The organism is Corynebacterium sp. MSK035 (assembly GCF_030232615.1).
In the GTDB taxonomy this organism is placed as follows: Bacteria; Actinomycetota; Actinomycetes; order Mycobacteriales; family Mycobacteriaceae; genus Corynebacterium; species Corynebacterium jeikeium_D.
Genome location: NZ_JASPJP010000005.1, coordinates 53,991 through 76,284 on the forward strand (window position 1 = coordinate 53,991; position 22,294 = coordinate 76,284).

Genomic DNA, 22,294 nt, shown 5'->3' on the forward strand with positions numbered 1-22,294 from the left:
ACGTGGTAACATCTCTTCTCGTTGCACTTGTTGTACTTGTGCCACACGCCCCCGTAGCTCAGTGGATAGAGCGCCGGTTTCCGGTACCGAAGGTCGGAGGTTCGACTCCTCTCGGGGGCACGTCTTATCCCTTAAGCGGTTAGGTTCGATTAGATTCGCCTGGTTGCTTGAGGGATTTTTGTTTCGGGTGTACCTGGCGGAAGCGGACCAATCCGAGTTACTGACTGCGTTTATGACAAAAATGACCCAAAAAATGGCCTGAAAGTGTCATAAACTCACACAGTTTCACATGTGCAGCCCGTCGGGGGATCCCGGTTAATTGACCGGGCGACGAACCGTACCGTCCGGATAGCGGGCAAAGCGCCCCTCTTCAAAGGGTGCAACCGGATCGTTGGAATCAAACCGCCATGCGCCGAACTCGCCACGCTGGTAGGCATCGAATGCCTCAACGAGCTCTTCGCGGCTATTCGCGACAAACGGGCCATGCTGATACACGGGAGCGCCAATTGGTCGGCCTTGGAGGATGAGCGCGAAGGCCCCCTCGTCACCTGCAGAAATGTCCAGTGCCTCGGTTGAGCGTAGCACTGCGCCCTCTTGCACCAGCGTTTCGCCCTCGACGGAGAGGCTGCCGCGTAGAGAGTAGAGAGTCCGAATTGTCTCGGCATAATTGGTTGGTGGCAACGTTAGCTGTGCGCCCGGCTGCAGGCGCAGCACCCACACGGCTACATCGGAATCTGGTGCAGCGGCCCAGGATTCCGGTGGCGGAGCAAGCGGCTGAGTATCGCCGAATGCGCCCGCGATGACCTTTACGTCGTAGCCGTGGCCATTGTCATCAGTGCCGGTGACATGCGGAGTGTCTTCTGCCCAGAACATCTGGAAGTGTGGCTTTGCCTCCTTGCCTTCGGGCGGCAGGTTCAGCCAAATCTGGAACATGTGGTGGGGATTGGGGCCATCGACATGCAAAAGCGGAAACATCTCTGCGTGCGCTGTACCTGCGCCGGTGGTCAGCCACTGCGTGTCGCCCTCGCCGTAACGAGCCTGTGCGCCCTCGGCGTCGGTGTGGTCAACAAAGCCTTCCTCGACGATCGAGATGGTTTCAAAGCCGCGGTGTGGGTGGGAAGGGAAACCGGGGACGGTCGTGCCGTGGTACATGGACCAGCCGTCCTTGCCGGAAAAGTCCATCCCGATATTGCGGCCAAGAAGCGAGGCATCGGGAGCCATAGTTTGGCCCTTGGCCTGTGGATATAGGTCATAATGGTGGACGGCAAACAGGAATGGGTCCATGCCGGGGAGCTGTGGGTTGTCGGCTACTGAGAACTTTTGAATGATTGCGCTCATGGAAGGCTCCTTTAGCTAGGTTGTTTCATTTTCCATAACGCATTGTTGTCATGTCAATATTCCGAGGTTTGGTTGAAACCGCTGTGGAGCTTCGATTTGAGGTTTAGCCTGGAATCTATGACGGAAACCGAAGTTGCGCTGAAAAGACCCAAAAGCCCTAGTGCAGTATGGGGACAAGCAGTTATCTATGCTGCCATTTTCGGGTTCTTAATCGGAGTCATTGCATGGGCGGGATTGACAACTAAGTGGATTTTTCCCGGTGTGTTGCTACTAATCGCGGTTCAGTTCGTTTTTGATTACCGCAATAGGGAAGGGGTCTTTGACCCGGACTGGGAGGACAATGCCTTCAAATGGGATAAAAGGGCGCGACAAGGTTGGGCTGCAGTCCTTGCGCTGTGGTAGTTGCATCAAATGTGCCGCGGCACCATGTTGGCGCTACCGCTGCGGTGACAATCGTGGCGGTAGCGGTGATGCTATTCGTGTCAGTCAAAAGGTACTGGCCAGGGCGATAACAGGGAGTATTCGCCCCTACCCAGCAATAATCACAATCAAGGTGCGCGGGCCGTGGACACCTTCGACGCGGGAAAGCTCGATATCCGAGGTCGCAGAAGGCCCGGAAATCATAGTGATTGGAGCCGTGGGGTCAACCTCTCGCAGGCGGGAAATGGCCTCCGGAATGCCAGAGACAATCGTTTCTGCTGGGACGACACAAATATGCTTATCCGGCACCAAGGTCAGGGCTCGGCGCCCGGAGGTAGCGGAGCCGTCCAGGAAAATGGTGCCGGTCTCCGCGCAGGTAACCGCAGAGCTGGTGACAATGGCATCGAGTTCGTCCAGTTCGCGGGCGTTGAAACCGGTATCGACGCGGATTTCGGTCGCCCCTTCAGCAGTCTCGCCAGAGCCAAGCCCCGCAACCCAGTCGCGGTCCAAGCCCTCGGGGATACCAATCAGCGAGGCCCCAACATCCGCAATAGCCTTCTTCACTGCGTCATTGATTTCAGTTGCCGAGCTGCCACAACGGCGCACATCGGCTTTGTAATCGGCGATGCGTTCGTCGGCAAGCGAAACGATGTCCTTGTGGGGCAGCTCCGAGCTTCGTTCATAGTCGCGTGGAACGGAGAAGTGCGCGCCGGGCTCGCCGGTGATAATGCCCACGTCAGAGGCTAAATCGCGGCCCTCAAAGGCAATCTTCTGCGCGTTGCGGATGCGGCCGAGAATGTCGTTTTTGGCGCCAGAGTTGGTCATCGCTAGGACTCCTTTTCGCTTTGGCCATTGATCTTGGTCGGTACCTGATGCGCCGATTCACGCGCCAACTGAGCGGAGAGATCCTCCGAACCCCACACGGAGCGGAAGGGCTTCTGCGGCGGCACCGGCGTGTCACGCACATCGGACCAACCGCTGAGGAACAGCGGCAGGGCGTGAATTTCGCCGTCCTTGAGGCCCAGCACGCGGGCGAGGGAGGCCATCTTTGCGCTCATATTCCAGAGCTTCTGATTGCCCATGATGAACCCGAGCGTGGCAAACAGCTTGCCCTCCACCGGCGGGCGGTGTTCCGTGACCTTACGGTGGCGCAGCTCCAGCAGTGCCGCAGGGATGTCAATTCGCACCGGGCAGACCTCAAAGCAAGCCCCGCACAGCGAAGACGCATAGGGCAGCGAAGCATTCGGATCATCGTAGGAATCCATGCCAGTGAGCTGCGGGGACAAAATCGCACCAATCGGGCCCGGGTAGACCGAACCGTAAGCGTGCCCGCCCACGTGTTCATAAACAGGGCAGATATTCAGGCATGCCGAGCAGCGAATGCACTTCAGCGCTTCACGCCCAATCGGATCTGCAAGAGTGGCCGAGCGCCCATTGTCCAGCAACACAATGTGGAAATTCTTCGGGCCGTCGCCGTCAGTCGTTCCCGTCCACAGAGAGGTGTAGGGATTCATACGCTCGCCTGTCGACGACCGTGGCAGTAGCTGCAAGAAGACTTCCAGATCCTGGAAGGTGGGAAGCAGCTTCTCAATACCCATCACCGAAATCAGTGTTTCCGGCAGTGTGAGACACATACGGCCGTTGCCCTCAGATTCGACGACGGCTACCGTGCCGGTTTCGGCTACACCGAAGTTGGCGCCGGAAATCGCAACCTTGGCCTCCATAAACTGCTCGCGCAGGAACTTACGGGATGCCTCGGCGAGATCGGCCGGATTGGCTTTCAGGTCCGGGTCGACTCCGGGGATTCCATTGAGGAAGATCTCGCGGATATCTTCGCGATTGCGGTGGATAGCAGGAACCAGGATGTGGCTCGGCATGTCGTCGGCAAGCTGAACGATGAGTTCCGCCAGGTCGGTTTCGCGGGCGGTGATGCCGGCGTCGGCAAGTGCTTCGTTCAAGCCGATTTCCTGCGTGGCCATCGACTTAATCTTGACGACCTTTTCTTCGCCGGTCTCTTTCACCAAGTCCGTGATGATGCGGTTTGCCTCGGCGGCATCGCGCGCCCAGTGGACGTGACCGCCGGCATTCGTAACTGACTCTTCAAACTGCTCCAGCAGTTCCGGCAGACGCGCCATAACATCGCGCTTGATGTGGCTGCCCGCGAGCCGCAGCTGCTCCCAGTCATTCTTCTCGGCTACGACATGCGCGCGCTTCTGACGAATCGAACGCGTGGCATGACCGACATTTTCGCGCATGCGAGTGTTCTTGAGCTCCTCGTGCGCTGCGGCCGTGAACCCGCGCGTACCGCGCAGATGCCCGACGTTGTGCGGCGCGCGGGGAGGAAGGGCTGGCATGCCGACGTTAATTGCGACCATTACTGTTCACCTCGCAGGGAAGCCTCTTGGCGGTTGTGCACATCAAACGGGGTCTCCTTGGTGGAGGCCAGAATCTCGGCCATATGGATGGCGTGCACGCCAGAGTCCTGGCGACGCAACGCGCCACCGATATTGAGCAAGCAGGAAGCATCGCCAGCGGTGACGAACTCCGCTTCCGTAGCGCGAATATTGGCTGTCTTGTCGGCAACCATTGCAGCGGAGGTCTCCGCATTCTTCACCGAGAAGGTGCCGCCAAAACCGCAGCACTCCGCCGCGCCAGGCAGCTCGCGCAGATCGATTCCATCGACCGCGCTGAGCAGCCGCCACGGACGGTCACCCACCTTGAGTACCCGCAAGCTGTGGCAGGTGGAGTGGTAGGTCACTGAGTGGGGGAAGTAAGCACCGACGTCAGTCACACCAGCGACATCGGTGATGAACTCGGAGAGATCCAGCGTCTTGTTCGCGCAGGCCTGTGCCGCGTGGACTTGGGCACGGGTACCGTAGCGGCCCGCAATCATCGGATGCTGGTGGCGAACGGCGCCGGCGCAGGAACCGGACGGGGCGACAACGTAATCAATCGAGGAATCTGCAAAAGCATCAGCGTAGGTGTCCAGCTGAGGAAGGACTTCCTTCTGGTACCCGGTGTTGACGTGCATTTGGCCGCAGCAGGTTTGTTGTGGTGGAAAGACCACATCGCATCCTAGGCGCGTGAGAACTCTGGCGGTCGCACTCACTGCATCTGGAAACATCATGTCCCCGATGCAGGTCGCGAAAAGTGCTACTTTCACGGTCGCTCCAAAAAGGGTTGAGGGGTAAGGCAATAATTTCCTACCTGAATGCTACGCCTAGCCCCGGATTAAATCTGTTCTCAACCTGAATTCGGCTGGATCGTGAAAGGGGCGCAGGACAGCCGGAGGCGGTGGCCTGCAGATACCCCTCAAATCAATCTTTTGGTGGCTGATGTTTCCACGACTGCGATTGACCTAATAGGATAGGCAATCGTGAATCCTGCTGATCTTGCTGTACTAGTCCGAAAAGTCACCGTCGAGGTTTTGACTGCCCACGATGCCGATGTCTCTATCGTGCCGGAAAACCCGACCGTCGAGCGTCCGCGTAACCCTGAGCACGGCGACTACGCAACCAATATCGCCATGCAGCTGGGCAAGCGCGTCGGCATGGTGCCGCGTGACTTGGCAACTGAAATTGCCACAGCGCTCGGCGCTTCTGAGGGCATCGATGAAGCAACCATCGCAGGCCCGGGCTTTATTAACATCCGCCTGGCCTCCGATGCCCAGGGCAAGATCGTCGAGGACGTCCTGGCAGCGGGGGAGAAGTGGGGCCATGCCGACTTCAACTCCAACCTCGACGTGAACCTGGAGTTTGTCTCCGCAAATCCGACCGGGCCGATTCACCTGGGTGGTACTCGCTGGGCAGCAGTCGGTGACGCTCTCGGTCGTGTCCTGTCTGCCACCGGTGCCAAGGTCACCCGCGAGTACTACTTCAATGACCACGGTCGCCAGATTGACCGCTTCTCCGACTCCTTGGTTGCAGCCGCTCGCAACGAGCCGACTCCGGAAGATGGCTACGGCGGAGAGTACATCCAGGACATCGCCGCTGCTGTGCTGGAGAAGAACCCGCAGGCACTCGAGGGCTCTGAGGAAGAGGTCCAGGAGCACTTCCGCGCCATCGGCGTGGACATGATGTTCGAGCACATCAAGAAGTCTCTGCACGAGTTCGGCACCGATTTCGACGTTTACTTCCACGAAAACTCGCTGTTCGAGTCCGGTCAGGTGGAAGCAGCTGTCAATTCCCTGAAGGAAAACGGCAAGCTCTACGAAGCTGACGGCGCATGGTGGCTGAAGTCCACCGATTACGGTGACGACAAGGACCGCGTGGTCATCAAGTCCGACGGCGACGCAGCCTACATCGCAGGTGACATCGCCTACGTTAAGAACAAGTTCGACCGCGGCCACAACCTGTGCATCTACATGCTGGGTGCCGATCACCACGGCTACATCGCACGTCTGCGCGCGGCCGCTGCAGCGCTCGGCTACAACGCCGATGGCGTCGAGGTGCTCATCGGTCAGATGGTCAACTTGCTTCGCGACGGCAAGGCTGTCCGGATGTCCAAGCGTGCGGGCACAGTGGTCACCTTGGACGACCTGGTTGAGGCAATCGGCGTCGATGCTGCTCGCTACTCGCTAATCCGTTCCTCCGTGGACTCCAGCCTGGATATCGACCTGGGGCTGTGGGCTTCGCAGTCCAGCGACAACCCGGTCTACTACGTCCAGTACGGCCACGCTCGTCTGTGCTCAATCGGCCGCCGTGCCGAAGAGGCCGGTGTGACCAGCGAAGGCGCTGACTTCTCCCTGCTGGTAGAGGACCGTGAAGGTGAGCTCATCCGCACTATCGGTGAGTTCCCGGCCATCATCAAGTCTGCTGCTGACCTGCGGGAACCACACCGCATTGCCCGTTACTCTGAGCAGCTCGCCGGTGTCTTCCACCGCTTCTACGACACCTGCCAGATTCTGCCAAAGGCAGACGAAGAGGTATCCGAGCTACACCGTGCTCGTCTCGGCCTGGCTGAGGCTACCCGCCAGACGCTGGCCAATGCTCTGCAGCTGCTCGGTGTTACCGCACCTGAGCGCATGTAGTCGAACGCGCCCGTAAAACTACACCCCGTTGCTCCGCCCGGGTAACGGAGAAAGAGAGCTGTTTCGTGCCTATCGACGGCAATGGTTTCGAACTGGGTGGCTACACCCGACCCGACTCCACCCAATTTAATGAACTACCAGCGCATGTCTGGCCAACTACCGCCCGTCGTCGGGGCGCTGACGAAGAGAATCCCGGCTCGGTGGAAATTGGTGGCGTGAGCCTGGTCGACATTGCCAAGGAGTTTGGCACTCCGGTTTTTGTCGTCGATGAGCAGGACTTCCGCTCTCGCTGCCGCTCGATGGCCAAGGCCTTCCGCGGCGCGGAGAATGTCCACTACGCATCCAAGGCTTTCCTGTCGAAGACCATCGCCCGCTGGGTAATGGAGGAGGGGCTGCATCTCGATGTCGCCTCGGGCAACGAGATGGCTATCGCTCTGGCTGCGGGATTCCCAGCCAAGGACATGACCTTCCACGGCAACAACAAGTCCACCGCTGAGCTGCGTGATGCTATCTCCGCCGGCGTGGGCAAGATTGTGCTTGACTCCCGTTCGGAGCTACGTCGCCTGTCCGAGGTAGCGGCTGAAGCAGGCGTGGTGCAGGACGTGCTCGTTCGCGTGAAGCCCGGTGTGGAAGCGCACACCCACGAGTTCATTGCTACTGCGCATGAAGATCAAAAGTTCGGCTTTTCCCTCGCGTCCGGTTCGGCGCTGGAAGCTGCCAACCTCGTAGAAGAGGACGACAATCTGCGCCTAGTTGGTCTGCACTGCCACATCGGCTCCCAGATTGTCGATTCCGACGGTTTCATTCTCGCCGCCGAGCGCGTGTTCTCACTGGTGGAAAAGCTGGTCGAACGTCACGGCACTGAAATCTCGGAACACTTCAACACCCTCGACCTCGGTGGCGGTTTCGGAATCGCCTACACCGCAGGCGAGCAGCCCCTCGACGTTGCTCCGCTTGCCGACGAGATCCTCACTGCTGTGGACAAGCTTGCGCAGCATATCGGCATTGCGACTCCGGCAGTGGCTGTTGAACCAGGTCGTGCCATCGTTGGCCCGTCCATGGTCACGGTGTACGAAGTGGGCACTTTGAAGGATGTGACCATCGATGATGGCATGACCCGTCGTTACGTATCGGTCGATGGCGGCATGAGTGACAATATTCGTCCGGCGCTTTACGGCTCGAACTATGATGGTCGCGTTGTTAATCGCGAGGTGTCCGGTTCCAGGATTCCCACCCGCGTCGTCGGAAAGCACTGTGAATCGGGAGACATTCTGATTAACGATGCGAACTACCCGAACGACATTGTCGAGGGTGATCTGTTCGCGCTCGCTGCTACTGGGGCATACTGTTACGCAATGGCCAGCCGCTACAACATGCTGACGCGACCACCAGTAGTGTCGGTATGCGATGGTCAAGTGACCCAAATATTAAGACGAGAAACCGTACAAGACTTACTAAGCCTGGAGTGTGAAACGCCACGATGACTGCCGCAACGAATAATCCTGGAAAGGGCGAGGGCCACAAAGTTGGTGTCGCTATTTTAGGTCTTGGCACAGTCGGTACTGAGGTTTACCGCCTGCTCAACGAGAAGGCTGAGGACTTCGAGCGCCGCATCGGCGGACCGGTCGAGGTCGTTGGTATTGCTGTGAGCGACAAGACCAAGCCGCGTCCGAATGTGGATCAGGATCTTCTTACCGACGATGCTTTTTCGCTGGTTCAGCGCGAGGACGTTGACCTGGTAATCGAGGTCATCGGTGGCATTGATTACCCACGTCGCGTTGTGCTGGAGGCACTGCGTGCCGGCAAGTCGGTCGTGACCGCCAACAAGGCACTCGTCGCCGCACACGGTGAGGAGCTCTCTGAGGCTGCCGATTCCTCGGGTGTCGACCTGTTCTTTGAGGCAGCTGTGGCGGCAGCTATCCCGGTCGTCGGTCCGCTCCGTCGTTCGCTGGCCGGTGACACTGTCAATAAGGTCATGGGCATTGTCAACGGCACTACCAACTTCATCCTTGATGCGATGGACTCCACCGGTGCGGACTATGACGAGATGCTGGCAGAGGCCACCCGCCTGGGTTACGCCGAGGCCGACCCGACTGCAGACGTCGAGGGCCACGATGCCGCTTCCAAGGCAGCTATTCTGGCCAGCCTGGCATTCCACACCCGCGTGACTGCTGATGACGTTCACTGCGAGGGCATTACCGAGATCACCGCTGACGACATCGCAGCTGCCAAGAGCGCAGACTGCACCATTAAGCTGCTGGCTACCTGTGAGCGGGTTACGGACGAAAATGGCAAGGAGTCCATTTCCGCCCGCGTGTACCCAGCGCTGATTCCACGTCGTCACCCGCTGGCAACTGTGCGTGAGTCTTTCAACGCTGTCTTCATTGAGGCCGAGGCCGCTGGTCGCCTGATGTTCTACGGCAACGGCGCTGGTGGTAATCCGACCGCCTCCGCAGTGCTCGGTGACCTCGTTGCAGCTGCTCGCAACATTGTCCACGGTGGTCGCGCACCGGGAGATTCCACCTACGCTAACCTGCCGATTCTCGACTTCGGTGACGTTCGCACCCGCTACCACATCGACCTGCACGTCGACGATCGTGTCGGAGTGCTTGCCGATGTCGCTCGTACCTTCTCTGATCACAACATCTCCCTGCGCACCGTCCGCCAGGAAGAGGGCGCCAACGGCGCTCGCCTGGTCATCGTGACCCACAAGGCACTGGAGAAGGATTTGGAAGCAACGGTCGATGAATTGCGCGCCAACGACGCGGTTTTGGCCGTCAACAACGTCATTCGTATCGAAGGAATGGATATCTAAATGGCACAGGAGCTTTTCCCGGGTCAGAAGGTCACCGTCACGGTTGCAGGTTCGTCAGCGAACTTGGGCCCGGGCTTCGACACCCTGGGGTTGGCAGTTGCGCTCTACGACATCGTCGAGGTCGAGGTCATCGAGTCCGGTGTCGTCGTTGAAATTCACGGCGAGGGCGAAGTCGACCTGCCGCGCAACGAATCTAATCTGGTTTTGCGCGCGATTCGCGCGGGCCTTCGCGCCGCAGGAGTCGAGGCACCGGGGCTGAAGGTTATTTGCCACAACACCATTCCGCAGTCGCGCGGTCTAGGCTCTTCCGCAGCCGCCGCCGTTGCTGGTGTCGCTGCCGCTAACGGTCTGGCGGGCTTCCCGCTTACCGATGACCAGGTAATCCAAGAATCCTCGGTATTCGAAGGCCACCCGGATAACGCTGGCGCATCCGTTCTCGGCGGGGCAGTGGTCAGCTGGACTGACAAGCCTGTCGATGGTCGCACCGCACCTCAGTACCGAGCAGTGAGCATTCCGGTGCATGAGTCCATTCAGGCGACCGCACTCGTACCGGCATTCCACGCCTCCACGAATGCAGTCCGTCAGGTGCTGCCGAGCGATGTTTCGCATGTCGACGCTCGTTTCAATGTCTCCCGTACTGCGGTTATGACCGCAGCGCTGCAGTCCCACCCGGAACTGCTGTGGGAGGGAACGCGAGATCGCCTGCACCAGCCGTACCGCTCCGACGTGCTGCCGGTGACCGCAGAGTGGGTCAACCGCCTGCGCAACCGTGGCTACGCGGCATTCCTCTCGGGTGCTGGTCCGACCTGTATGGTTCTGGGAACTACTGCAGTAGATGAGAAGATCTTGGACGATGCCCGCGAGGCTGGCATCAAGGTCATGGAGCTGGGAATCGGTGAGCCGGTTAAGGTCGTGGTCGACGGCTAAGCCGCAGCTGCGGCCAGGTGCCGGGCCAGTGGCTTAGCCTGCTACCTACTTTTCGCCCGGCCCCTTCAGTTTCACGATGCTGTACTGACCTGCGCTCAAGTGCGAGCGCAGGTCTTTCTTGTCGAACTTGCCCACTGAGGTCTTATCGATTGAGTCCACGAAGGCCCAGTACTCCGGCAGCATCCACTTTGGCAGCTTTGGCCGCAGTTCATCGCGGAGCATTTCAGCGGTCTCCTTGCTCTGTTCAACTTCCGGCATCAGCACCGTAATGGCCAGTGGGCGCTCACCCCACTTTTTATCTGGCATGCCGATAATCGCGCACTCGAGTACCTGTGGGCTTTCCATTACGAAGTTTTCCAGCTGAGCGGAGTAGATCCACTCACCACCGGAACGAATGACATCGCGAGCACGGTCATGAATAGTCAGGTAGCCGTCGTGAGTAATCGAGCCGACATCGCCAGTGCGGAGCCACCCGTCCTCGGTGAACTGTTCGCTAGCCTCGTCGACCTCCGCACCGCGGAAGAAGTGCGCGGTGCCTCCATCTTGAGCCTCCGGAGAGCTGTAGTAGCCTCCGGTGACCGTGTTGCCGCGCACCTGCAGCTCACCCTGGTTGCGGTCATGCAGGTCGAGCACGCGGTCGTTGTCATCAACAATGCGGAACTGCATGATGTCCGGGAAACGTCCTTGGCTGACACGGTAGCGTTCGCGGGCCTCACCGGAGGCGCCGTACGGAGGTCGTGCCACGGTACCGATAGGCGAAGTCTCGGTCATGCCCCAGAAGTGGATGACATCGACACCGTAGCGCTCTTCCCATAGCCGAATCAATGCAGGTGGGACAGGAGAACCGCCCGAGAAAATCTCCTGCAGACTCATGCGCTTCGGAGGATTGCTGAGGTAGTGTGCCATGAGGTTAATCCACAGCGTCGGCACGCCCTGAGCTACGCGCGGCATTGAGGTTTCGATGATTTCTGCCAGACGCGGTGCGGACAGGTCCGCGCCGGGGAAGATTAGCGACGCCCCGCACATGAAGGAGGCCAGCGGCACGCCCCAGGACAGGACGTGATAAATGGGCACACAGCAAAGCCACGGGTTTCCATGCGAGATGGCAAAGGAGTCAGTGGTGCGCATATTCAGGCTGTGCAAGTACAGCGAACGGTGGCTGTAGACGACACCTTTAGGTGCGCCCTCGGTGCCCGTCGAATAGCACATGGCTGCACCGGAGTTTTCATCGAGCTCAGGCCAGTCGAAGCGGCTGGGGCGTCCGTCGATGAGCGATTCGTAGGAGTACCACGGGATACCATCCGGCAGTTGCTCAGCCACGTCAGACAGATCACCGATACCGATAATGATGACAGCGCGGACGCGCGGGCAGTGCGGAAGAACCTCGGCGAGCAGTTCGATCTCGGTCGGGTCCGCGATGATGACCTGGTCATCGGCGTGATTGATAATGTGCACAATCTGATCCGGCATGAGCTGCTTGTTCAGCGGCTGGAATACCGCGCCCATGGAGGCGACGCAGAGGAAGACCTCGAAGTGTTCGGCGCAGTTGTACATCAGGGTAGCGATGCGCTGATCCCCGTCGATGCCGAGCTCATCGCGAAGTGCATGTGCCAGCGCACTAGCGCGTGCGGCGATGGCGGCAAAAGTGGTGGTCTCGGGGCCGTCACTGTTCCAGGAGGTCACCGGAGTCCGACCGTGAATGGTGCGACCGTATTCCACAATCTGAGCGATATTGAGAGGAATATGAGGCATCGTACTGCGCATGAGCTCTACAGTACCGACTCACAGCCCCGCGACCTAGCGAAACGCAGGTGAGAACTAGTGTTGCTACCTGACTATTTGGTGACTATCCTTGGGCAATAGGTCGTTTTCAATACGCGGCTAGATACGTACTTCTTCATGTACTCCGCATGCCGTTGACTTTCGCAGTTGTTCACACAACGCGATGGCGCAACGTGACATTGAAAACACATAAATCAGTAGTGCGACTACATAGTCTTGCGGTGCTGTGGACCTAAAATTTCCTAACCATCTTCAGCCCGGACGCTCGGGTTTGAGATGCGGAAATAATGTAGGCAAGATGCCTCGGTTTAGTTTCAACGTCGAGGTCTTTTGCCTGGCTTTTTCGATAGTTTCCCGTCAGCTGCGGCTACTTTTCCGCACGTGGTAAAGGTTCGACGACGGAGCACACGCGGTGGCGGGCAGTAAGAGCGAAAAAGTGTCAATGACATAGCCCCCTGTAGAGAGTGACTGCAGGGAAGGTCGATGAAAGGACATCCGTGACCGATACGGACACCACTGCCACGGCAGGCGGCCCAGAGAATCTTGCGGCCCTCCGAATGGCAGAACTGCGTGAAATCGCTTCCAGCAAGGGCATTCGCGGCATCTCCGCCATGCGCAAGCATGAGCTGATTGAGGCCATTAAGAATGGTGCCCCGGCTGCTGGTTCCGCTCCAGCTCGGAAATCTCGCGCGAAGAAGGCTGCGGCTGGGGCTGCGGATACCGGCTCCAAGGCGAAGGATGCCAAGGAATCGCCGTCGGAAAGCGCGGATAAGGGTTCCAGTAAGAGCGCCGACAAGAGCGACAAGGGCAACGACAAGCGAGACGACGCCAACGCGGATGGTCGCGAGGAGATGTCCCGTTCTCAGCAGCGTCGAAATCGTCGTAACCGTGCTCGTCAGCGCGAGCAGGAGAATCAGGACGATCGCAGCAACGATAGCCGCGACGATTCCGATAACGGCAACGACCGCGGTGATCGCAACGACAATCGCAACGATCGTAATGATCGTAATGACCGCGGTGATCGCAACGACCGTAATAACCGCAACGATCGCAACAACCACGATCGAGACAACGACGATGAAGGCCGCGGCAACCGCAACAACCGCCGCGGTCGCAACAACAATCGCAATAACGACCGCAATAACCATGACGATGACGGTCGTGGCAACCGTAACCGCCGCAACCGTCGCAATCGCCGCGACCGTCGCGGACGCGATAACAACGGTGGGGGACACGGCGGTCAGGACGAGATCCGCGAGGATGACGTTCTCCAGCCGGTGGCTGGCATCGTCGATGTGCTAGATAACAAGACCGCATTCGTGCGCACGTCCGGATACCTGCCGGGCTCTAACGATGTGCTGGTGTCCGCGCAAATGGTTCGTAAATACGGTCTGCGCAAGGGCGACGCCGTCACTGGTCAGGTCCGCATGCCGCGTGAGAATGGCTCGGGCCAGGTCACTCATGGCAACGGCCGTAATCGCCGCAAGTACAACCCGCTGGTCAAGGTCGAAACTGTAAACGGCATCGATCCGGAGCAGGCAAAGCAGCGGCCGAACTTCGCTAAGCTCACCCCGCTGTACCCGAACCGTCGCCTGCGTCTGGAGACCGAGCAGAAGATCCTCACCACTCGCGTCATCGACCTGATTATGCCGATTGGTAAGGGTCAGCGTGCGCTCATCGTTTCGCCGCCGAAGGCCGGTAAGACCACGATCCTGCAGAACATCGCGAACGCTATCGCGACGAACAACCCCGAGTGCTACATGATGGTCGTGCTTGTCGACGAGCGCCCGGAGGAAGTCACCGACATGCAGCGCAGTGTCCGTGGCGAGGTTATTGCTTCTACCTTCGACCGCCCGCCGTCAGATCACACGGCAGTGGCCGAGTTGGCTATTGAGCGTGCAAAGCGTCTGGTGGAACAGGGGCAGGACGTCGTCGTACTGCTGGACTCCATTACCCGCCTTGGCCGTGCGTACAACAACTCTTCGCCGGCATCGGGACGAATCCTCTCCGGTGGTGTGGACTCCAACGCTCTGTACCCACCGAAGCGCTTCTTGGGTGCTGCCCGAAACATCGAGGAAGGCGGCAGCCTCACCATCATCGCCACCGCGATGGTGGAGACCGGCTCCGCAGGCGATACCGTCATCTTCGAGGAGTTCAAGGGCACCGGTAACGCCGAGCTGAAGCTCGACCGTAAAATCTCCGAGCGCCGCGTGTTCCCGGCAGTGGATGTCAACCCGTCGGGTACTCGTAAGGATGAGCTGCTGCTCAGCACGGAGGAGGCTCGCATTATGCACAAGCTGCGCCGCATCCTCTCCGCGCTAGAGTCGCAGGCTGCTATTGACCTGTTGATTAAGCAGCTGAAGAAGACCCGGAACAATAAGGAATTCCTGATGCAGGTGGCTTCTTCTGCACCAATGGCCGCCGACGTTGATGTGGACGACATGCTTTAGCTGGGGTTAGCCGCAAACCACAGCACCTACTAGCATTTCACCCATCACAATCTGAAGGAATATTCAATGGCTAATCAGGTTTCCGCAGTTGACGACATCCTCTCCGAATACCACGGCCTTGAGGCGCAGCTGGCAGACCCCGAGCTGCACAACGACCCGAAGGCTGCCCGTAAGGTCGGCAAGCGCTTCAATGAGTTGCAGCCGGTCATTCAGACTCACAAGAAGTTGACTGAGGTCCAGGATGACCTGGAGGCAGCTCGCGAGATGGCATACGAGGACTCCGAATTCGCAGCTGAGGCTGAGCGTCTCGCTGTCGAGGCAGAGGAGCTCGAGGAAAAGCTCGCCGACCTGCTGGCTCCGCGCGATCCGCACGACAGCGATGACATCGTTATGGAGCTCAAGTCCGGTGCCGGCGGTGAGGAGGCAGCGCTCTTCGCAGGTGAGCTCGCTCGTATGTACCAGCGCTATGCAGAAAAGCACGGCTTTACCACCGAGATTCTCGGGCTGTCCGAGTCTGATCTCGGCGGCGTGAAGGACATGACTATGTCCATCCGAGCTAAGACTCCGTCCCGTGACGGTGCGTGGAGCGTGTTCAAGTTTGAAGGTGGCGTTCACCGCGTGCAGCGCGTGCCGGTTACCGAATCTCAGGGCCGTATTCAGACGTCCGCCGCTGGTGTGCTGGTCTACCCGGAGCCCGACGAGGTCGAAGACATCCAGATTGATGAAAAGGATCTGCGTGTCGACGTCTACCGCTCCTCCGGTAAGGGCGGTCAGGGTGTTAACACGACTGACTCCGCCGTTCGCCTGACGCACCTGCCGACTGGTCTCGTTGTTACCTGTCAGAAGGAACGCTCGCAGATTCAGAACAAGGCCCGCGCTATGCAGGTCCTTGCTGCTCGACTGCAGCAGATGAAGGAAGAGGAGATCGCCGAGGCCGCCTCTGACCAGCGTAAGTCTCAGGTGCGCAACATGGATCGCTCCGAGCGCATCCGCACTTACAACTTCCCGGAGAACCGCGTTTCCGATCACCGCATCGGTTACAAGGCTCACAACCTGGACTCGGTGCTGGGCGGCGACATGGATGACCTGCTCAAGGCCCTCCACGACGCGGAGCGCGCTGAGCGTCTTGAAGCCGAGTAGCCCCACGCCCGCAGAAAATAGCTCGCCGACGTTACCGGATTCCGTCCGTACCCTCGGCGAGCTGTTTCGCTATGCGCGTCGCACGCTTGACGACGCGGCGCTGGCTTCTCCGGATGCCGACGCGCGGGCGCTAATTGCAGCTGCTATCAATGCGGGACCGGCAGACATCATCTTCCGCGGAGACGAACCGTACACCGATGAGGACGGTCGCAAGTATCTGGCCGAGGTACTGGCCCGCAGAGTAGCGCGTGAGCCACTGCAGCACATCCTCGGTACGGCGCCGATGATGAGCCTGGAACTACAGGTTGGGCCCGGTGTTTTTGTACCCCGGCCGGAGACGGAACTGCTTGCGCAGTGGGCAATCGATCGAGCCCGTGAACTGGTCGCAAGTGGCGTCGTCAAGCCGAAAATCGTTGACTTGTGTACTGGATCCGGTGCGTTGGCGTTGGCGATCGCCGATGCCGTACCCGAAGCGGACGTGGTGGCTGTGGAGCTCTCTGAGCGGGCACGGGCGTGGGCTGCGAAGAATATCGAGACGTACGGCGATGGGCGTGTGCGTCTGATTGCTGGCGATGTCACGGATGTTCAGCTGATTGATGATGGCGCTGAGCTCGCAGAATGGGTAGGCGAGACCGACATTGTTGTGTCCAACCCTCCATATGTGCCCGAAGACACCGAAGTTGACCCCGAAGTGAGAGCTGATCCGCACTCTGCGGTCTTCGGCGGCGACGATGGGCTAGATGTCATTCGACCTATGATGAACCTAGTGGGTGCGCTGGTGCGGCCGGGTGGAGTCATCGGCATCGAGCACGATGACTCTTCAGGAGACGATGTCAGTTCACTGCTAAAGGACACCTGGGATTACGCTGATGTAGAGGTCCACCGTGACTTTGCGGGCCGTGACCGTTTTACGGTGGGACGCAAAAATTGATCTTAAAAGCAAACTTTGAAGCAGGAGCACAAATCTGATGAGCAGGATTATGGACTGCAGCACAGATGAAAACCGCGAACGCGCAATTGCAGCAGCAGTAGATGCAGTGAAGGCAGGACGGCTGGTCGTTATGCCTACCGATACCGTCTACGGCCTTGGCTGCGATGCCTTTGATAACCAGGCCGTTGCCTCCTTGCTGCGTGCCAAGCACCGCGGCCCGGATATGCCGGTACCGGTGCTCGTGGGTTCCTGGAACACGATTGAGGGGCTCGTCCGCGAATACTCGCCAGCTGCTCGCACGCTGGTGGAGGCTTTCTGGCCGGGCGGACTGTCGCTGGTTGTGAACCAGGCGCCGAGCTTGCCGTGGAACCTTGGTGATACCGCGGGTACGGTCATGCTGCGCATGCCGCTGCACCCAATTGCTATCGAGATTCTGCGCCGCACCGGTCCGATGGCCGTGTCCAGTGCGAACATCTCCGGCCAGGCACCGGCCACCAATGCCGTGCGTGCCAAGCAGATGTTGGGTGGGGAAGCGGCTGTCTACGTCGACGGCGGCGAAGCCACGATTGGCACCCCATCGACGATTGTCGATATCTCGACTCCAGTGCCGCGGATTCTGCGCGAAGGCGCTGTGTCAGCAGCGGCGGTTGCCGAGGTTTTGAGTACTACGCCCGAGCGACTGCTGGGGCAGTAGTCTTGTCTACCTAAGGCTTTTCCTGTTTAGTATCTGCAGCGATTGTGTGGGTGAGTAGTACCTAGTGGCGGACATGAGCTTATTGGCAGCCCAGTCGGGTGGGGCAGGTGTGCCCATCCGCGAGCTCGCCATGCTCGTTTTAGTTTCCGCTGCTGTCAGTTATTTGCTCACTGGAGTGGTGCGTTATGTGCTGGTCCGCTCGGGCTGGTTGGATGCGCCCCGCACGCGCGATGTCCACGATATTCCGAAGCCCAGGCTCGGAGGCGTGGCGATGTACTCCGGGGTGGTCGCAGCTATCGCCCTTGCCTCGGTGATGCCGGCTCTCAACCGTGGTTTTCCGCCCATGACTCCAGATATGAGGGCAGTTGTGGCGGCCGCGTCGCTCTTGCTAATCGTCGGTATTTGGGATGACCTCTTTGACTTAGATGCCCTCACGAAGTTGGTGGGGCAGGTCGCGGCGGCACTTTTGATGTCATTTATGGGCGTCAATTGGTATCTGCTCTATATCCCGTTCAGTGGCGGCGCCACGCTCATTCTCGATCCAATCATGTCCACAGTCTTGACTGTCCTATTTACTGTGGCATTGATTAACGCCTTCAACTTTGTTGACGGCATCGATGGTCTCGCAGCTGGACTCGGCATGATCGCCGCAGCTGCAATCCTTGTCTATTCGATGGTCATGCTTCACGACCAAGGCGGAACCGTGTCTGCCTATCCACCCGCGATGATTTCCGCGTGCCTCCTCGGCGCTTGCCTGGGCTTCTTGCCGCACAACTTCGAGCCCGCACGCATTTTCATGGGCGATTCCGGTGCCATGATGATCGGCTTGCTGCTCGCAGCGGCATCGGTGTCGGCGTCGGGACGCATCGCGCCCTCCATGTACGGCACCGCTGACGTCATCGCTCTAATCTCGCCGATTGTGGTCGTCATCGCAGCAATTAGCGTGCCAATGCTAGACCTACTTCTCGCTGTCGTTCGCCGCGTCAGTCAGGGCAAGTCACCTTTCTCACCCGACAAAATGCATATTCACCACCGCCTCTTGTCGATGGGGCACAGTCATCGCCGCGTGGTGCTAGTGCTTTACCTATGGGTGTCGGTCGTCGCGTACGCCGCCGTTGCCACCACCATTTTCCCCTTTGAATTCGTCGCTCTCACCTTCGGGGTCCTGCTTATCATCGCGGTTGTCTTCACCCTCCGTCGTCGCAATGCGCTTGCCGACGACCGTTCAAGGGGAGCGCGTCCCAGAAGTGGAAGTGGGGTCCGGCAGGTTATAAGACGTCGACGTGGACGCAGAAGGTACAATCTTCGACCGTGACTGAAAAAACAACTCCGGAGCCCGAGTCTAAATACGATGATTCGCGGCGACCGCTGCTGGCTGCTGCTCGCTCGGGCGCAATCGCGCTCGCTGTGATTACCGTGCTTTCGCTGCTGGTCTGGGGTGGCAAAAACGGTATGCCCGGTGTCTGGGGCGTACTCCTTGGAGCGGGCATTAGCGGAAGCTTCGTATTGCTTACCGTTCTAGGCATCCTCTTTACTGCTCGAACTTCGCCGTCCGTTACGCTTGCCGTTGTACTGGGTGGTTGGTTGTTGAAGATTGTCGTACTAATCGGTGTCCTGGTTGTTATTAGAAATCTTGAGTTTTATGACAACATGACTTTCTTCGTCACTGTTGTACTCACTCTGATGGTGACACTCGGTGCAGAAGTGTGGGGAATGTCGCAATCTAACCTCACTTATGTGCAACCAATGAAGGACGAATAGCTCGTTAATAACTTGTTGACCTGCTGAGAGGCTGCAATACGCTTCTAAAACCGCAGGTAATAAGCATATTGTCCAGTTTGTGCAGAAGATGCCACAAATAGAGGCCGAAACCCACAGAGGGGGTCGGCCTCTTTGTTGGATTCGGGGTCGGAAACGCGGGGGTGTACCGGGTGGGGAAAATGAGTCAGAACTGTTATCCTGAGTTTCGGGTAAGACGGCCTGTAGCGAAATAACTATCATTTCCACAGGTACGGTCCCCGTGAGCGCCGTGCTGATGAGCGAATGGAATCCGCGGCGCGACACGTTAAATGACGTCCTTCGCACCGCTTGACAATAGTTCTAGCGGCCCAATCACGGGAGAGAACGCTGAGCGTTACAACACTTGCCGAGATGCGGGGTGAGTTTCACTCACCCAACTTGCAGGAGGAGTATTTCCCGGGTGAACAATTTGGCGACTTCATTTTAGGTGGCAGTGGCGACTGGTACGCCATGGACCGCCTGATGATTGTTCGTCTTTTGATGGCCGTGATCGTCGCCGTGTTCTTCGTCGTCGCAATGCGTCGTCCGAAGCTCGTGCCGACTGGTCTGCAGAACGTTGCGGAGTTGATGCTGGACTTCGTCCGCATCCACATCGCGGAGGAGATTCTGGGTAAGAAGGAGGGGCGTCGTTTCCTTCCGGTTCTGGCCACCATCTTCTTCCTTGTTATCTCGATGAATATTGCGGCTATTATTCCTGGCCTCAATATTTCGCCGAACGCCCGAATCGGTATGCCACTGGTTCTGGCCCTGTTCGCATACGTTGCCTTCATTTACGCGGGCTCGAAGAAGATGGGCTTCTTCAAGTTTGTGAAGTCGGCAGTCGTTATTCCGAACTTGCCACCGGTACTCCACCTCATCGTGGTGCCGATCGAGATTTTCTCCAACTTCGTTCTCCGCCCAGTTACGCTGACCATCCGTCTGATGGCCAACATGCTGGCGGGCCACATGGTTCTAGTCCTGCTTTTCGGTGCCACGAACTTCTTCTTCTGGCAGCTGAATGGTTGGACCGCCCTGTCCGGGTTGACCCTTGTCGCTGCGGTAGCATTCACGCTGTTCGAGATGCTGGTGATTTTCCTGCAGGCATACATCTTTGCCCTGCTGAGCGCCGTCTACATCGAACTGTCGCTGCACGCAGACGAGCACTAACCCATAACTAATGAGGCCGCAACTTCGGCAACAAGGCCTCGCAAATTTAATAGCAAGACCCACTTGACCCACAAAAGCCCCGGGCCTACTTAGAACAATCTTTAATCCGGGGCCATCCTTTAAGAAAGGGAACGGTTCATAATGAACGACGTCATCCTCTCCGCCCAGGACGCTGTCCAGGCTGTCGACACCAACGCTGGCCTGAAGACCATCGGTTACGGTCTGTCCACCCTGGGCCCGGGCCTCGGTATCGGCATCGTCGCCGGCAAGACCGTTGAGGGTATGGCACGCCAGCCTGAGATGGCCGGCCAGCTGCGTACCACCATGTTCCTGGGTATCGCCTTCACTGAGGCTCTCGCCCTGATCGGCCTGGTCGCAGGCTTCGTTTTCTAAGTCCGGACCTTCAAGCGGAGAACACGTAAACCATGACAGATTTCACCTTTTTGCTAGCGGCGGGTGACCTCCCGATGGGAGAGTCCATTAACCCGCTGCTGCCAAAGACCTATGACATCGTCTGGTCCGTTGTCCCGCTGGTAGTTATCCTGGTTCTCTTCTGGAAGCTCGTTCTTCCGAAGTTCCAGGAGGTCCTGACCGAGCGGGAGGACCGGATTGAGGGCGGCATTGAACGCGCTGAAGCTGCACAGGCTGAAGCCAAAGCCGCTCTGGAAAAGTACAACAGTCAGCTCGCAGAGGCCCGTACTGAAGCAGCAAAGATTCGCGACGAAGCCCGTGCACAGGGTCAGCGCATCATTGCAGACGCTACGACCAAGGCTAATGACGAGAGCGCACGAATCATCGAGTCCGGTGAGAAGCAGCTCGCTGCCCAGCGTGAGCAGGTAGTCGCAGAGCTGCGCAAGGAAATGGGCCAGAACTCCATCAATCTCGCTGAGCGCCTTCTGGGCGAGCAGCTTTCCGACGACGTTCGTAACTCGTCGACGATTGACAACTTCTTGTCCAACCTTGACACCGTGGCCCCGGCCGGAAAGTAGGCGACATGCACGCAGCAAGCCGCGAATCCCTGGCAGCCCTTAGCCAGCGACTGGACGCCGCTATCAGTGGCGACAATGTCGCTGTTGCTCAGGCTGCTCAGACTGGTTCCGAGCTTTTCGACATCGTCGAGGTCCTGGACTCCGACCGCGGCCTGCGTGTCGCTGTCGCCGACACCTCGGCGACTGCGGAACAGCGTTCCGGCCTTGTCCGGAGCCTGTTCGCGGGCAAGGTATCTGAGACGACTCTTAACCTCGTCGTGGATGCTGCCGCGCAGGTATGGTCCACCCCGCGTGAAATGCGTGAGGGTTTGGTAGAGCTGGGCCGTCGAGCCCTCCTTCGCTCTGCCGAAGGCCAGGGACAGCTTGAGACTGTTGAGTCTGAGCTGTTCCAACTGGGACACATCCTGGCTGAGCAGTCGCAGCTTGAACAGCTGCTGGCCGACAAGGCCGCAACCCCCGAAGCCAAGCGTGGGCTCCTCGCCTCTGTGCTGTACGGCAAGGTCACTTCCGTGACCGAAACCCTGGCACTGCAGGCTGTTGGTCGCCCATCCAAGCGCCCCGCGGACGACATTGACTCCCTGTCCCGGCTAGCCGCCGGCCTGCGGAACCACGTCGTCGCTCGCGTGACCAGTGCCACGGCCGTCTCTGACGAGCAAGAGCGAGCACTGGCGGACAAGCTCGGCCGAGTCTACGGCAAGGCGATGTCCATCCACACCGTGATCGATAAGTCGATTCTCGGTGGACTGGTCATCCGGGTTGGCGACGAGGTCATCGACGGTAGCCTTTCAACAAAGCTTGAGAAGCTGCGCGTCGGCCTCGGCTGACGGATGGTT

20 protein-coding genes and 1 tRNA gene are annotated in these 22,294 nt (G+C 58.8%); 16 read left to right on the forward strand and 5 right to left on the reverse strand.

The window, feature by feature from the left end; all coding sequences use genetic code 11:
- Window positions 1-47: 47 nt before the first annotated feature.
- A tRNA-Arg gene (locus tag QP978_RS04625) sits at window positions 48-120 on the forward strand.
- A gap of 195 nt (window positions 121-315) precedes the next feature.
- Here the strand turns inward: QP978_RS04625 and QP978_RS04630 are convergent.
- Window positions 316-1,338: a pirin family protein gene (locus QP978_RS04630; protein ID WP_284847075.1), complete on the reverse strand. Its 1,023-nt coding sequence runs from the start codon at window positions 1,336-1,338 to the stop codon at window positions 316-318.
- Between the two features lie 117 nt (window positions 1,339-1,455).
- Here QP978_RS04630 and QP978_RS04635 point away from each other — a divergent pair, with 117 nt between their 5' ends.
- Window positions 1,456-1,740: a YwiC-like family protein gene (locus QP978_RS04635; protein WP_284856899.1), complete on the forward strand. Its 285-nt coding sequence runs from the start codon at window positions 1,456-1,458 to the stop codon at window positions 1,738-1,740.
- Window positions 1,741-1,866: 126 nt separating this feature from the next.
- Here QP978_RS04635 and QP978_RS04640 read toward each other — a convergent pair whose 3' ends face one another.
- Genes QP978_RS04640 through QP978_RS04650 form a run of 3 tightly spaced genes read right to left on the reverse strand, consistent with a single transcriptional unit; the run spans window position 1,867 to window position 4,921 of the window.
- Entirely contained in the window at window positions 1,867-2,583 is a 717-nt protein-coding gene (locus QP978_RS04640; protein WP_016422443.1) for a LutC/YkgG family protein, read from the reverse strand.
- 2 nt (window positions 2,584-2,585) lie between these two features.
- Window positions 2,586-4,133, reverse strand: coding sequence for a LutB/LldF family L-lactate oxidation iron-sulfur protein (locus QP978_RS04645; protein ID WP_049172036.1), 1,548 nt, complete (start codon window positions 4,131-4,133; stop codon window positions 2,586-2,588).
- Window positions 4,133-4,921, reverse strand: a complete 789-nt coding sequence (locus QP978_RS04650; protein ID WP_042388597.1) for a (Fe-S)-binding protein — start codon at window positions 4,919-4,921, stop codon at window positions 4,133-4,135. Before QP978_RS04650 ends, QP978_RS04645 begins: the two co-directional genes overlap by 1 nt.
- 213 nt (window positions 4,922-5,134) lie before the next feature.
- On the opposite strand from QP978_RS04650, the gene argS reads away from it, so the two are divergent.
- The 4 genes from argS (at window position 5,135) to thrB (ending at window position 10,529) form a co-directional block, all read left to right on the forward strand.
- A complete protein-coding gene (gene argS / locus QP978_RS04655; RefSeq protein ID WP_049172039.1) occupies window positions 5,135-6,787 on the forward strand; it encodes an arginine--tRNA ligase in 1,653 nt (550 codons plus the stop codon).
- 65 nt (window positions 6,788-6,852) lie between these two features.
- Window positions 6,853-8,271 (forward strand): diaminopimelate decarboxylase, encoded by a 1,419-nt coding sequence (gene lysA, locus QP978_RS04660; RefSeq protein ID WP_284837302.1) that lies wholly within the window; start codon window positions 6,853-6,855, stop codon window positions 8,269-8,271.
- Window positions 8,268-9,602 carry a homoserine dehydrogenase gene (locus tag QP978_RS04665; protein WP_101738701.1) on the forward strand — a complete coding sequence of 445 codons (1,335 nt, stop codon included), beginning with the start codon at window positions 8,268-8,270 and terminating at the stop codon, window positions 9,600-9,602. Before lysA ends, QP978_RS04665 begins: the two co-directional genes overlap by 4 nt.
- Window positions 9,603-10,529, forward strand: a complete 927-nt coding sequence (thrB, locus tag QP978_RS04670; RefSeq protein WP_049190091.1) for a homoserine kinase — start codon at window positions 9,603-9,605, stop codon at window positions 10,527-10,529. It abuts the gene before it with no gap.
- 45 nt (window positions 10,530-10,574) lie between these two features.
- Here thrB and QP978_RS04675 read toward each other — a convergent pair whose 3' ends face one another.
- On the reverse strand, window positions 10,575-12,293 hold the full coding sequence (locus QP978_RS04675) for a long-chain fatty-acid--CoA ligase (protein ID WP_284856901.1): 1,719 nt from the start codon (window positions 12,291-12,293) through the stop codon (window positions 10,575-10,577).
- 515 nt (window positions 12,294-12,808) lie between these two features.
- On the opposite strand from QP978_RS04675, the gene rho reads away from it, so the two are divergent.
- The 10 genes from rho (at window position 12,809) to QP978_RS04725 (ending at window position 22,285) form a co-directional block, all read left to right on the forward strand.
- Entirely contained in the window at window positions 12,809-14,761 is a 1,953-nt protein-coding gene (gene rho, locus QP978_RS04680) for a transcription termination factor Rho (RefSeq protein ID WP_049172046.1), read from the forward strand.
- 66 nt (window positions 14,762-14,827) lie between these two features.
- Window positions 14,828-15,901 (forward strand): peptide chain release factor 1, encoded by a 1,074-nt coding sequence (prfA, locus tag QP978_RS04685; protein WP_016422451.1) that lies wholly within the window; start codon window positions 14,828-14,830, stop codon window positions 15,899-15,901.
- On the forward strand, window positions 15,888-16,832 hold the full coding sequence (gene prmC / locus QP978_RS04690) for a peptide chain release factor N(5)-glutamine methyltransferase (protein WP_284856902.1): 945 nt from the start codon (window positions 15,888-15,890) through the stop codon (window positions 16,830-16,832). Before prfA ends, prmC begins: the two co-directional genes overlap by 14 nt.
- 37 nt (window positions 16,833-16,869) lie before the next feature.
- Window positions 16,870-17,526 carry an L-threonylcarbamoyladenylate synthase gene (locus QP978_RS04695; RefSeq protein WP_005509411.1) on the forward strand — a complete coding sequence of 219 codons (657 nt, stop codon included), beginning with the start codon at window positions 16,870-16,872 and terminating at the stop codon, window positions 17,524-17,526.
- An 82-nt stretch (window positions 17,527-17,608) separates the two neighbouring features.
- The gene (locus QP978_RS04700) at window positions 17,609-18,841 is read left to right on the forward strand and encodes an MraY family glycosyltransferase (RefSeq protein WP_284856910.1); all 1,233 of its coding nucleotides are present in this window, start codon (window positions 17,609-17,611) and stop codon (window positions 18,839-18,841) included.
- Window positions 18,838-19,287 (forward strand): Cg1360 family ATP-synthase-associated protein, encoded by a 450-nt coding sequence (locus QP978_RS04705; protein ID WP_005509564.1) that lies wholly within the window; start codon window positions 18,838-18,840, stop codon window positions 19,285-19,287. The genes QP978_RS04700 and QP978_RS04705 overlap by 4 nt, the downstream gene beginning before the upstream one ends.
- 390 nt (window positions 19,288-19,677) lie before the next feature.
- Window positions 19,678-20,472 (forward strand): F0F1 ATP synthase subunit A, encoded by a 795-nt coding sequence (gene atpB, locus QP978_RS04710; RefSeq protein WP_016422455.1) that lies wholly within the window; start codon window positions 19,678-19,680, stop codon window positions 20,470-20,472.
- Between the two features lie 141 nt (window positions 20,473-20,613).
- Window positions 20,614-20,865 carry an ATP synthase F0 subunit C gene (locus QP978_RS04715; protein ID WP_016422456.1) on the forward strand — a complete coding sequence of 84 codons (252 nt, stop codon included), beginning with the start codon at window positions 20,614-20,616 and terminating at the stop codon, window positions 20,863-20,865.
- Between the two features lie 32 nt (window positions 20,866-20,897).
- Window positions 20,898-21,461, forward strand: coding sequence for a F0F1 ATP synthase subunit B (locus QP978_RS04720; protein WP_005509352.1), 564 nt, complete (start codon window positions 20,898-20,900; stop codon window positions 21,459-21,461).
- A 5-nt stretch (window positions 21,462-21,466) separates the two neighbouring features.
- Window positions 21,467-22,285: a F0F1 ATP synthase subunit delta gene (locus tag QP978_RS04725; RefSeq protein ID WP_070429330.1), complete on the forward strand. Its 819-nt coding sequence runs from the start codon at window positions 21,467-21,469 to the stop codon at window positions 22,283-22,285.
- Window positions 22,286-22,294 lie beyond the last annotated feature (9 nt).